12 protein-coding genes are annotated in these 11794 nt (G+C 50.7%); 7 read left to right on the forward strand and 5 right to left on the reverse strand.

The features are described from left to right. Positions 1-9: 9 nt before the first annotated feature. Together ychF and ABFZ84_RS11720 are read left to right on the forward strand one after the other, a co-directional pair. On the forward strand, positions 10-1107 hold the full coding sequence (gene ychF, locus ABFZ84_RS11715; RefSeq protein ID WP_369314199.1) for a redox-regulated ATPase YchF: 1098 nt from the start codon (positions 10-12) through the stop codon (positions 1105-1107). 148 nt (positions 1108-1255) lie between these two features. Then, entirely contained in the window at positions 1256-1960 is a 705-nt protein-coding gene (locus ABFZ84_RS11720; RefSeq protein WP_369314200.1) for a hypothetical protein, read from the forward strand. Here the strand turns inward: ABFZ84_RS11720 and ABFZ84_RS11725 are convergent. The 4 genes from ABFZ84_RS11725 to petA all read right to left on the reverse strand — a co-directional run bounded on the left by ABFZ84_RS11725 (position 1950) and on the right by petA (position 5817). Continuing rightward, positions 1950-2831 carry an S-methyl-5'-thioadenosine phosphorylase gene (locus tag ABFZ84_RS11725; RefSeq protein ID WP_369314201.1) on the reverse strand — a complete coding sequence of 294 codons (882 nt, stop codon included), beginning with the start codon at positions 2829-2831 and terminating at the stop codon, positions 1950-1952. The genes ABFZ84_RS11720 and ABFZ84_RS11725 overlap by 11 nt on opposite strands. Positions 2832-2971: 140 nt before the next feature. Beyond that, positions 2972-3898, reverse strand: coding sequence for a cytochrome c1 (locus ABFZ84_RS11730; protein WP_369314202.1), 927 nt, complete (start codon positions 3896-3898; stop codon positions 2972-2974). Positions 3899-3908: 10 nt separating this feature from the next. Beyond that, complete coding sequence (locus tag ABFZ84_RS11735) at positions 3909-5204, reverse strand: cytochrome b (RefSeq protein WP_369314203.1); 1296 nt, start codon at positions 5202-5204, stop codon at positions 3909-3911. Positions 5205-5220: 16 nt separating this feature from the next. Then, on the reverse strand, positions 5221-5817 hold the full coding sequence (gene petA, locus ABFZ84_RS11740) for a ubiquinol-cytochrome c reductase iron-sulfur subunit (protein WP_369314204.1): 597 nt from the start codon (positions 5815-5817) through the stop codon (positions 5221-5223). A gap of 172 nt (positions 5818-5989) precedes the next feature. Here petA and ABFZ84_RS11745 point away from each other — a divergent pair, with 172 nt between their 5' ends. The 4 genes from ABFZ84_RS11745 to ABFZ84_RS11760 all read left to right on the forward strand — a co-directional run bounded on the left by ABFZ84_RS11745 (position 5990) and on the right by ABFZ84_RS11760 (position 9775). Beyond that, the gene (locus tag ABFZ84_RS11745) at positions 5990-6442 is read left to right on the forward strand and encodes a tRNA (cytidine(34)-2'-O)-methyltransferase (protein ID WP_369314205.1); all 453 of its coding nucleotides are present in this window, start codon (positions 5990-5992) and stop codon (positions 6440-6442) included. Beyond that, a complete protein-coding gene (gene hemF, locus ABFZ84_RS11750; RefSeq protein ID WP_369314206.1) occupies positions 6427-7314 on the forward strand; it encodes an oxygen-dependent coproporphyrinogen oxidase in 888 nt (295 codons plus the stop codon). Before ABFZ84_RS11745 ends, hemF begins: the two co-directional genes overlap by 16 nt. A gap of 34 nt (positions 7315-7348) precedes the next feature. Beyond that, on the forward strand, positions 7349-8350 hold the full coding sequence (locus tag ABFZ84_RS11755) for a P1 family peptidase (protein ID WP_369314207.1): 1002 nt from the start codon (positions 7349-7351) through the stop codon (positions 8348-8350). A 105-nt stretch (positions 8351-8455) separates the two neighbouring features. Next, entirely contained in the window at positions 8456-9775 is a 1320-nt protein-coding gene (locus ABFZ84_RS11760) for a putative O-glycosylation ligase, exosortase A system-associated (protein WP_369314208.1), read from the forward strand. Here ABFZ84_RS11760 and ABFZ84_RS11765 read toward each other — a convergent pair. Beyond that, positions 9770-10780: a cation diffusion facilitator family transporter gene (locus ABFZ84_RS11765; RefSeq protein WP_369314209.1), complete on the reverse strand. Its 1011-nt coding sequence runs from the start codon at positions 10778-10780 to the stop codon at positions 9770-9772. The two genes, ABFZ84_RS11760 and ABFZ84_RS11765, sit on opposite strands and share 6 nt — an antisense overlap. Positions 10781-11034: 254 nt before the next feature. Between ABFZ84_RS11765 and ABFZ84_RS11770 the strand changes: the two genes are divergently transcribed. Then, on the forward strand, positions 11035-11790 hold the full coding sequence (locus tag ABFZ84_RS11770) for a ZIP family metal transporter (RefSeq protein ID WP_369314210.1): 756 nt from the start codon (positions 11035-11037) through the stop codon (positions 11788-11790). Positions 11791-11794: the final 4 nt, after the last annotated feature.

Here is an 11794-nt window from a genome sequence, read left to right on the forward strand (position 1 = left end):
GAACTCATCATGGGCTTTAAATGCGGAATTGTTGGGCTACCGAATGTTGGAAAATCAACATTGTTCAACGCATTGACGAAGACCGCTGCCGCGCAAGCCGCTAACTATCCGTTTTGTACGATTGAGCCGAATGTTGGCGACGTTGCCGTGCCTGAACCCCGTCTAAAACAGTTGGCAGAAATAGCGTCTTCCAAGGAGATTTTGCCAGCGCGGATGCAATTTGTCGATATTGCGGGTTTGGTAAAGGGTGCATCAAAGGGCGAAGGTTTGGGAAACCAGTTCCTCGCGAATATTCGTGAAGTTGATGCGGTGGCCTATGTTCTTCGCTGTTTTGACGACGACGACATTACCCATGTTGCCAATAAAATTGATCCGATCGCTGATTTTGAAGTGGTCGAAACAGAATTAATGCTGGCCGATTTGGAAAGCCTCGATAAGCGCCGCACAAATCTTGAGAAAAAAGCCAGAGGCGGCGACAAAGATGCAAAAGAGACGTTGGTACTGGTTGAACGGGCTCTTGTGGAATTAAACGAAGGTCGCCCAGCACGAAGTGCAGAGATTGCCGAAGATGAGAAAAAAGCTTGGGCGGGATTGCAATTACTAACCGCAAAACCAGTTTTGTTTGTCGCAAATGTTGACGAAGAGGCCGCCGCCGACGGTAACGCATATTCGAAAGTCGTCGCGGATCGGGCCTCGGTCGAAGGAGCCGCCGCAGTTACCATTTCGGCGAAAATCGAGTCTGAACTTGCGCAACTCGACGATGACGAACAAGCTGAATATCTTGAAACCCTCGGATTGGATGAGCCGGGCCTCAATCGGATGATCCGCACTGGTTTTGATCTCCTCGATCTACAAACCTATTTCACCGTTGGCCCAAAAGAAGCGCGCGCTTGGACAGTCAAACGCGGAGCCACAGCACCGCAAGCTGCGGGCGTTATCCACACTGATTTCGAAAAGGGGTTTATTCGCGCCGAGACGATCTCATTTTCTGATTTTGTTACTCTTGGCGGCGAACAACCTTCAAAAGAAGCTGGAAAAATGCGCCTCGAGGGCAAAGAGTACATCGTAAAGGACGGAGATGTGATGCATTTCCGGTTTAATACTTAAGCCTGCTTGGGCAATACTTGGCATTAATTTGCACGTTAAATTTATTAATAACCGTAAACCCTATAATCATTTGGGGGCACACAGTTTTTACGCATGATTAAACTAAATCGCTTAGTTTGCGTGTATGAACTCTGGTCAGGAAACAAATTTGCGGCAATCGCCCCGCTTTCATGCGGCGCTTGAAGTACGTTTTTCGGTCAATGGTGGTCCAGAAGAAATCTCTAGCACCCTTAATTTTACGACACGAAGCTTGGCAATAAGAAGCGAATGCGAAGTTGCCAAAGGCGACTCCGTCGCCGTGCGCCTCGGTGGCCTGCCAGTGATTTCCGGCGAGATCGTTCGTATTTTTCCCGAAGGATTCGCTGCAACTCTAGATGCAGCATCACTAAAATTGATGGCCACGGGCGAAAATCAAGTATCGACAACCAAAATTGACGATGCCGACCTTCGTGACAAATCAAAAAATTTAAGCAGCCCTTTCATTCGCGCGGAATCGGCAACCCCAACCCGTGTGCAGTTAACGACTAGCACTATTCATAGTAACAACGCACATCGTCATCTTTTGACACTTGTCACGTCAGACCCAGCCGCCGTAAGCGGCATCAACACGATTTGGCTAGCGGCTAGCGAAACACGCTGGACAGCACAGGCATTGCGTTTCCATAGTCGCGGAAATCGTGGCATTGCCGTAATGAATTTGAACGACTGGCAGCTACATATGGGTGCCGTATACGGACTTTGTGTCAGCATCATCAAAGATGATCTGAGCGAACAAATAATCAAAATTGCCGCGGATCCGATCGCTGAGCACATCGCACAATTTATGCCCGAACAACTCGTCGCTAACGGTTGAGATACCTTCCCGCAATCACATTCAGCTTTCGGATCATTGATTGGTCGCGCGCGTTCGGGGGCGTTATTACTGCCATATCTAAAGCTGTTTCTATGCCCAAAGGCGAAGGCTTTCTTATAGCACCAAGCCGCGGGATTAAATCGGAAACCAGGCGCGCTGCGTTCGCGGTATTTTTTGTCATTGTTTCAAGTATGTGACCGACTTCGACTGGACCTGTGTTTTCTCGCCAGCAATCATAGTCAGTGACCATTGCAAGGGTCGCATACGGAATTTCCGCCTCACGAGCGAGCTTTGCTTCGGGCATATTTGTCATCCCGATTACGTCACAGCCCCATGACCGATACATGTGCGATTCCGCTCGAGAGGAAAATTGTGGGCCGTCAATAGCGAGATATGTTCCTACAGTCGCATGATCAATATCTAACGCTGTACAGGACTCCACCAACGCTGTGGCAAGCGCCGGGCAAACAGGATCTGCCATCGAAACATGCGCAACAAATCCGGAGCCGAAAAAACTCTTCTCGCGCATCGTTGTTCTGTCAACGAATTGATCGACAATCACAAAACTTCCCGGCACCAAATCTTCTCTGAAAGAACCACAGGATGAAATGGAAACGATGTCGGTGACCCCAAGACGCTTCATCGCGTCTATGTTGGCGCGGTAGTTCACATCACTCGGCGGGATTCGGTGGCCATTTCCGTGCCGGGCCAGAAATACGACCTCGACCCCTGCCAGTTTTCCTCGCACTAGCGCATCAGACGGTTCGCCCCAAGGCGTCGTAACAACGATTTTCTTTGGATCTTCGAGGGCATCAACAGAATACACCCCTGATCCGCCGATAAATCCGAGTACGCGTTTTTGGTCAGTCATGTTTAATTTCCGATCATTCACAGTGCTAGAATACTACCCCGGATGTAGTTCACGGCAACACGCAATCTCGTTACCGCATATGCATAAAAAAACGCCCCGGACAAATTCCGGGGCGTTAAATGTTTCGATCTAATCAGGTATTAGTGTTCAACCTTCGACCAAATCTTTCGATAAGACCAATAAAGAATGACAGAAAGTATCAACAAATAGATGATCGTCATTACACCAAGTTTCTTGCGGGCTTCGAGCTTTGGCTCAGCTGCCCACATGAGAAACTCAGTGACATCTTTTGCATATTGCTCAACCGTCTGAGGTGAACCGTCACCATATTCGATGATGCCATCTGCGAGAGGTGGTGCCATTGCAAGAACCCCACCGAGCGGTACGTGAACGCCCTCAACTGGATGGCCTTCCGCATCGAGATATTCAGGTTTTAATGCCTGTGACAGATCACCATGGAAATATGGATTGTAATGCTGCCCTGGAGATACTTCGACAGTTGACGGTACCTCTTCATATCCCGTGATCAGGCTGTATACGTAATCAGGACCGCCATGACGGGCCTTCGTGATCAAAGAAAGATCAGGCGGCATCGCGTTGTTGTTCGCCATACGTGCGATTTGTTCGTTGGCGTATGGTCCAGGGAAATGGTCAGACGGTAATGGTGCGCGATTGAACATTTCACCAGTATCGTCCGGTCCGTCAACGACCTGATACTTATATTTCGCTGCCAATGCTTTTACGACAGGGTTTTCATTTGGATTCGAGCAATCGACGGTATCCGGGATACCGGCTGGGCAAGCATCCAAAAAGAATGGTCCACCCTTCTGACCGAGATTACGGAAGGATAGCTGTTCCAAACCATGGCAGTTAGAACAAACAGTTTCGTAAACCTGATAACCACGCTGCAACGCGTCTTTATCAAATGTACCGAACGGCCCGTTAAAGTGCCAATGTTGATGTTCGTAATGTTTCACTGCGCCGCCAGCCGCTAAAGCAGCAGTTTGACCTGCTACGCTAGCTGCCAAAGCAATGGTAAGTGTGCGGGCGATGTTGATCAATTTCATCCCTCGTCCCCTATTCCGCAGCCGATTTAACGCCCGGCGCGGCGGATGTTTCGGCTTTAGATGATTTATGCAGGACTGCTTCCGATATCGATCGTGGCAGTGGTTTAGGTGTTTCCAGAAGACCCAGCAACGGCAGAATTATCAGGAAAAAACCGAAGTAATATGCTGTCGCGATTTGTGCGAACAACGTATAGGCACCTTCCGCTGGTTTGCCGCCAAGCCAACCAAGCGCGATACATGCGATCACAAAGATGACAAACCACATCCGCGCGATCGGACGGTAACGCATTGAACGCACCTTCGATGTATCGAGCCACGGCAACACAAACAGGATCAAAATAGACCCAAACATTGCCATAACGCCGCCAAGTTTCGACGAAATTGGGCCGATGTCGAATGTGATCGCACGAAGGATCGCGTAAAACGGAAGGTAATACCACTCAGGAACAATCGACGCTGGAGTCGAAAGTGGGTTTGCTTCGATGTAATTATCCGGGTGACCTAGGCCGTTCGGATTAAAGAAGACAAACGCCGCAAAAAGCACAAGGAAGACAACAATCGCGAAGCCATCTTTGACCGTATAATAAGGGTGCATTGGCAGCGTGTCTTTCTTGACGTCTTTTACCTCAACACCGGTCGGGTTGTTGTTTCCGGGAATATGCAATGCCCAGACGTGAAGAATAACAACACCAAAGATCGCAAATGGCAGCAAGAAGTGCAGCGAGAAGAAGCGATTCAGTGTTGGATTATCTACCGAGAAGCCGCCCCACAACAATGTGCGGATATCGTCGCCGATAACCGGAATTGCTGAGAAAAGGTTCGAGATAACCGTCGCACCCCAATAGGACATCTGTCCCCATGGAAGTACGTAACCCATGAATGCAGTGGCCATCATAAGAAGATAGATAACGACGCCGAGCATCCAAAGAACTTCACGAGGTTCCTTGTATGAACCGTAGTAAAGTCCACGGAACATATGGATATAGACCGCAAGGAAGAACATCGACGCGCCGTTTGCATGCACGTAGCGCATCAACCAGCCATAGTTCACGTCACGCATGATATGTTCGACGCTATCAAACGCCATATCAACATGCGGCGTGTAGTGCATCGCAAGGATGACGCCAGTCAAAATCTGAATGATCAGGCAGACAGCGAGAATTCCGCCAAAGGTCCACCAATAATTGAGGTTCTTCGGAGTTGGGAAATCGACAAAGCTGTCATGTGCAAGGCGGACAAGCGGCAAACGCTTATCTAGCCATTTTTCGATCCCGGTTCCGGGCTTGTATGTGGAAGCGTGGCTCATGGGCTTTTTGGCTCTCCTAGCCGATCTTCACGACAGAGTCGGAAACAAATTGATAGGGTGGCACGATAAGGTTTTCAGGCGCTGGGCCTTTACGAATTCGGCCAGAAACATCGTAGTGCGATCCATGGCAAGGACAGAACCAGCCATTATAATCGCCGCGATTTTCGCCAGCACTCGTACCAAGCGGAATACAGCCAAGGTGCGTACAGACCCCAACCAATACTAACCATTCAGGACGCGCAACGCCGAGTGAGTCAGTGACCCGCGCAGTATCAGTCGCTTCGTCCTTGGCAGATACGTTGTCATTGCGCGCAATCGCATCTTTTAGGTTTGCAATCGGCGTGGCTTCTGCCTCAGAAATCTCTTCGGGCGTACGGTGACGGATGAAAACTGGTTTCCCCTGCCACATTACCTTGATCGCCTGGCCAACGGGCACAGCGGAAAGGTCTACCTCTTTCGTGGACAGCGCCAGAACCGAAGCATCAGGGTTCATTTGATGAACCAGCGGCCATAAAACCGCGCCCGCCCCGACTGCAGCAGTCGCTGCGCCGAAAATATGAATAAAATCGCGACGTGTTGTTTCGCCGCTTTCAGTCTCGTCAGATGTCGTCATTGTCTATTCGCCTTTGGGCCCGCTTCACCAAGGATAAGTCACGCCCTTAAAAACAAGAAGAATCGCCGGGGTGTTTGGCATGTCCTATGTACAAAGTCTAGGCGCGAACGCGCTGCGGCCTAGCGTCGCGAGTGGTCGCGACAAGGAATGAAATCTGTGTAAAAACAGGATCATGAGACTTGCCCTATATCAACCCGACATCCCCCAAAATGTGGGCGCAGCCATAAGAACTGCGGCCTGTTTCGGTGCCGGGCTCGATGTTATCGAGCCATGTGGCTTCCCGCTTGATTCGCGCGAGGTTCGCCGCGTAGCCATGGATTATGGGGCTGTGACGGCTCCTGTGGCGCATAATGGCTGGACTAGTTTCCGAGAAAGCGTGGGTGATTCTCGCCTAATACTCATGACGACCAAAGCTGCTGAGAGCATTTGGGACTATAAATTCAAGCCGGACGATGTGCTTTTAATGGGGCGAGAAAGCGCTGGCGCGCCCGATGAGGTGCATGATGCGGCCCATTCACGCATATTTATACCCTTGGCACCGGGCACACGCTCGCTAAATGTCGCCGTTGCCGCAGCGATAGCGCTGGCGGAAGCCAGACGGCAAATCGGATGGGATCAGACGTGACGACCATTGAGACAAAAAAAAATGCGGCCTCTGTGTGGTTTGCCCACCTTAGGGATGAACTATGCGAGTCCTTTGAGCGGATCGAAGATCAAGCTGGGTCCCTTTATAGTGATATGCCTGTGGGGCGCTTTGAAAAGTCACCGTGGCTACGCGGTGATGGAACCGAAGATCAAGGCGGCGGCACTATGGGCATGCTGCACGGCCGTGTGTTCGAAAAAGCCGGCATTCATATCTCAACAGTATATGGCGAATTTTCCGAAGAATTTCGGAAACAAATTCCTGGTGCCAGCGATGACCCACGGTTTTGGGCGTCTGGAATTTCGCTAATTGCCCATCCGCGCAACCCCCATGCACCCGCAGCGCACATGAACACACGTATGATTGTCACAACGAAATGCTGGTTCGGGGGCGGTGGCGATTTAAATCCCATGCATCCCGATTACCGCATTGACGACCACGAGGACACGATAGCGTTTCACGGGGCGATGAAATCTGCTTGCGACGCCCACGACAAAGACTATTTTCCTAAGTTCAAAAAATGGTGCGACGATTATTTCTATTTGCCGCACCGCGATGAGCCACGCGGTGTCGGTGGAATTTTTTTTGACCGGCATGATAGCGGTAATTGGGACGCTGACTTTGCCTTTACCAAAGATGTCGGAAAAGCGTTTCTTCAATCCTATCCGGCCCTTGTTCAGAACAGAATGGACCAGCCGTGGACAGACGAAGATCGCGAAAAACAATTAATTCAACGCGGGCGTTATGCGGAATTCAATTTGCTTTATGATCGCGGAACGACGTTTGGCTTAAAGACTGGCGGCAATGTAAACTCAATTCTTTCCTCCCTGCCCCCAGAAGCAAAATGGCCATAAACTAGACCTGCACACTCGGCAAAAGGATCGGTCAATGTCAAAGAACACAACGCCTGGGCCGTTCAATCTTATCACGGATGTCTCTTCGATTCTGGTTGGGAACGCGGTCGATGAAGGCGCAAAAACCGGCGCTACGGTTTTGCGTTGCGCTCGTTCATTTATTACTGCCGTTGATATTCGTGGCGGTGGCCCCGGCACGCGCGAGACCGATGCGCTTTCGTCCGAAAGCTTGATAGGTCGCTGTGATGCAATTGTCCTGTCTGGTGGTTCGGTATTTGGGCTTGCTGCTGCCGATGGCGTTGCTAGCGCGTTGTCGCATGAAAATATTGGCTTGCGTTTGGGCGAGAAAGGCCCCGCCATCCCGATCGTACCGGCCGCGATCCTTCATGATCTTACAAATGATGGCGACAAAAATTGGGGTGCAAACCCACCCTATCGCGAATTGGGCGCACAAGCGCTGAATAACGCTGGCGTGTCTTTCGATCTTGGGAATAGCGGCGCTGGTTTCGGTGCTATGGCGGGTACAAAAAAAGGCGGGCTCGGATCTTCATCTATCACGCTTGAAAACGGCACGACGCTGGGGGCGCTCGTGGCCGTTAACCCTGTGGGATCAGTTTATATGCCCGACGGCAAAACATTTTATGCGTGGCCTTGGGAAATCGAGAATGAATTTGGCGGACATGCCCCACCCAAACAGCGTGACAATGCAGATCCATTTCCTGAGCATTCACGATTGAATAAATCGACACCTGAAAATTCCAATACCGTCATTGCAATCATTGCCACAAACGCAGACCTTTCAAATGTTGAAGCGAAACGCGTAGCCATCATGGCGCATGATGGGATCGCCCGGGCAATACGGCCAGCGCACACACCATTTGACGGCGACACGGTATTTACGATCGCGACCGGAGACATCTCGCTTGAAGATACTTCTCCGGCGGCGCGACATTATGAAATCACGCGCATCGGTAGCGCTGCCAGTGACTGCCTTGCGCGCGCCATCGCACGTGGGGTTTTTGAGGCCCAACGTTAACCAAGTTGTCGCTCATCCGGTTGTTAACGATGTATGCGGCCTGTTCCTTGTATATAAAACTATTATTGGGCGGGATTTTCCCGCGATGAACCGGCGACCGAGGTCATGCGCGACATCATACTATTGATCTTCACTGCGCTTTGCCTAAGCGCAGCGATACGTCATCCGTTTGTCGGGCTTTTGACATGGGCGTGGTTTACCCTAATGACCCCGCACCAAGCCGCCTACGGCGTTTATGGCGTTCCGTTGAATGTCATTATCGCGGGAGTGACGATTGCGTCCTATATTGTCTCTCGCGAGTTTACGAAATTCCGTTTCGACCCGATTACTTCACTCATCATCTTGTTCGCAGGGTGGCTAACGGTCTCACAGCAGTTCTCACTCGATCCGGTCAGCTCGGCCCCCTATTATGATCGCTTTATAAAAACGCTGTTGTTCATTGTTTTATGCGCACAAATGACCACGGATAAACTACGGTTTAACGCATTGGTTTGGACAACCGTTGTCTCGATCGGGTTCCTTGCTGCCAAAGGTGCCGCCTTCACCGTGCTAACGCTGGGGCAATATCGCGTACAAGGACTGACCAATACTGTTCTTGAGGATAACAATCATTTCGGCATAGCGGTGGCGACTATTTTGCCATTAATTTTTTATCTCCGAGAGGAAGCTGCCCGCCCGATTATCCGGCAAGGTTTGCTCGTGCTTTTCGCCCTGTCTGTGGTTGCTATTATCGGCACCCAATCGCGAGGTGCGTTTATATCGCTGGTCGTTTTCGGCGGTTTCTTTTGGCTACGCTCTAAACACAAATTGTCGATTTTGGCGGGCCTGTGTCTGTTGATGATACCCACCATCGCATTCATGCCAGCGAAATGGACAGACCGAATGGCGACTATCGGCGAGGCTACCGAGGACGCATCGTTTATGGGCCGTGTCGATGCCTGGGTAATCAACTACAAACTCGCCAAACAAAATCCGCTAACTGGTGCGGGCCTACGCAATTCATATGAAAAAGAGATCGCCGCAGCCGTAGACCCCGAACGCGCTGAGCGGGCAAAAGCCGCTCATTCAATTTACTTTGAGGTGCTCGGCGGTGCGGGCTTTATGGGCCTTGCTATCTATTTATCGCTCTTGGCTACGGCATTCTTTTCGGCTTGGCGCATCAGTGCAAAAAGAAAAGACAAAAACATTCCTCCATGGAAAGGGCGGTTTGGCTATTACGCCCAGATATCAATGGTTGTTTTTGGTATCGGCGGAGCCTCTACCTCGATGGAAATGTGGGATGGCTATCTCGTTGTCATTGCGTTGATCGCAGCATTGACGAAGTTGACAACGATGGAGGGTAAAAAATCGGGTTACGCCCTTGCAAAATTAAGAGCGCAATCGTGGCAAGCCCCGAACGCAAATATTTCGACGACTGAACTATAAATGAAAATTATCTGGTGTGGCAAAGGCAGCGGCGCTACCTGACCCGCGACCGGTCGTATGATCCGTCTGGCTTTCGTGCTTTGTTGAGTGTTTTGCACCTTCAACTTTTGCAACCGAGTCGGGACAGCTCGTTCCGACCTCTATTTGGATCGTTGAATCGTGAATATCGTAACGGCATTCGAGATAGGTCTTCGCGGTTTCTAATGCCGAGGAACTCGCCTCAGCATTTGCAACACAAACATGCATAGTCAATCGTGGTTGTTCCGGTGTGATCTGAGAAATTTGAACGTGGTGAACACCAATAATTTCTGGTGACGCATCTACCAAGCCCTCACCTAACTCCGTTACATCAATATTGACTGGTGCACCTTCGAGCAAAATGAAACCTGTTTCACGCACAAGCCGGTATGCGGAAATTCCAATTAAAACTGAAACTGCAATTGAAAGGATCGGGTCAATAGCCATCCAACCGGAAATGCCAATAACGATTGCCGCTATTATAGCGGCCACCGAGCCAAGCATATCACCCATGACATGCAAAATCGCGCCGCGCATATTTAAGTTCTGTTCGCCTGGCCGGTGAAGAATCAAAAATGCGATGACGTTTGCGACGAGTCCACCAACGGCCACCCAAAGCATTAAACCTGATGCGACCTGCACAGGCTCCATAAATCGTTGAACAGCCTCAAAGATGATCCAGACCAAAAGGACCGCAAGCAAAAGACCATTTACAAACGCAGCCAGAACTTGTGCGCGTCGATATCCAAAATGCAGACGTTTATCCGCAGGGCGCGCGGCAAAAAACTGGGCCGCAATAGCAAGTGCTAACGCCAACGCATCCGTCAACATATGGGCCGCATCCGCGAGCAATGCGAGAGACCCCGAAATGATGCCGCCAACAACCTCGACAATCATAAAAGTCACGATCACAGCCAAGGCCGCGAGCAGCCGCCCGGTTACCTTGTCGGATGAAACGTGATGGTCATGATGACCGCAATTGCTCATGCGTTCGCCAATTTCAGTTCTTTTCAAAACTTTAATACATTACGAGGTTGGCCGAACATTAGTCTGTTCGCGCAAGTCAGAGCAAGGCGCTATTGCTCGGTTTCACGGTAAATTCACCATAATCTTGCCGGTATATTCGCCACACCCAAACGCAAAATATAGTTATATGATAACATTTCTATTGCTATCCTCCGTACCTTGGTCGATTTAGTGTCCGGGTAGCGCACTAAGTGGCAGGAAGGGGCCCTGCGAGTTTGATAGGGGAAACGAATTATATTTACGGCCTGCTCGCGAGCTTGATTGCTGCGGGCATGAGCACATTTGGCATTTTTGCAATGGCGTCTTTCGGCGACTGGGCAAAGCGAAATAGTGCTTATTCCTCGTCATTCGCCGTCGGCCTTTTGACCGTTGGTGTTTTGTTTCACCTCATCCCCGAAGCCGCCAGCCTTTCTGGATTAGCTTTACTGTGGGTCGCTGTTGGGTTTGCTTCGATGGTCCTGATCGGAATCGCGGTGCAAAGCACGGTGCGCCACGGCCCAGAGGGTGCTGCCCTCACCTTTGGTTATGCCTCGATCATCGCGCTCGCCGCGCATTCATTTCTTGATGGCGCGATTTATGCGGCGTCCTTTCAGGAAGAAGCGTTTACAGGCTGGATCGCGACTGGCGGATTGCTATTTCACGAATTCCCCGAAGGCGTAATTGCTTATGCGCTTCTTGCACAAGGGGGCCTAAAACGTAGCCGCGCCATTCTCTTGGCTCTCATTGCCTCAGCGCTGACAACTGTCGGCGGGACAATCGTATCGTTGTTTCTGATCGGCTTAACCAATCAACTCCCGATTGCGGCAATGCTCGGTATCGCAGCAGGTGCGTTGATCTATGTATTGATTGTTCATCTCGGTCCTGACGCCGCTAAAACACCGGGTCGACGCGGCTATGACCTCGCCATGCTTGGTGTGCTTATGGGCACGATCGCCATTGTCTTACAACAACTGGGCGGTGGCCATCATTAAGCCT

This window comes from Hyphococcus lacteus, assembly GCF_041058985.1.
GTDB classification, from domain to species: domain Bacteria; phylum Pseudomonadota; class Alphaproteobacteria; order Caulobacterales; family Parvularculaceae; genus Hyphococcus; species Hyphococcus lacteus.

What these genes read in the sequence shown, in the direction of transcription:
- ABFZ84_RS11735 (WP_369314203.1), bottom strand. Translation starts at nt 5,204, where the DNA reads ATGAGCCACGCTTCCACATACAAGCCCGGAACCGGGATCGAAAAATGG.
- ychF (WP_369314199.1), top strand. Translation starts at nt 10, where the DNA reads ATGGGCTTTAAATGCGGAATTGTTGGGCTACCGAATGTTGGAAAATCA.
- petA (WP_369314204.1), bottom strand. Translation starts at nt 5,817, where the DNA reads ATGACGACATCTGACGAGACTGAAAGCGGCGAAACAACACGTCGCGAT.
- hemF (WP_369314206.1), top strand. Translation starts at nt 6,427, where the DNA reads ATGGGATCAGACGTGACGACCATTGAGACAAAAAAAAATGCGGCCTCT.
- ABFZ84_RS11760 (WP_369314208.1), top strand. Translation starts at nt 8,456, where the DNA reads ATGCGCGACATCATACTATTGATCTTCACTGCGCTTTGCCTAAGCGCA.
- ABFZ84_RS11765 (WP_369314209.1), bottom strand. Translation starts at nt 10,780, where the DNA reads ATGAGCAATTGCGGTCATCATGACCATCACGTTTCATCCGACAAGGTA.
- ABFZ84_RS11745 (WP_369314205.1), top strand. Translation starts at nt 5,990, where the DNA reads ATGAGACTTGCCCTATATCAACCCGACATCCCCCAAAATGTGGGCGCA.
- ABFZ84_RS11730 (WP_369314202.1), bottom strand. Translation starts at nt 3,898, where the DNA reads ATGAAATTGATCAACATCGCCCGCACACTTACCATTGCTTTGGCAGCT.
- ABFZ84_RS11725 (WP_369314201.1), bottom strand. Translation starts at nt 2,831, where the DNA reads ATGACTGACCAAAAACGCGTACTCGGATTTATCGGCGGATCAGGGGTG.
- ABFZ84_RS11755 (WP_369314207.1), top strand. Translation starts at nt 7,349, where the DNA reads ATGTCAAAGAACACAACGCCTGGGCCGTTCAATCTTATCACGGATGTC.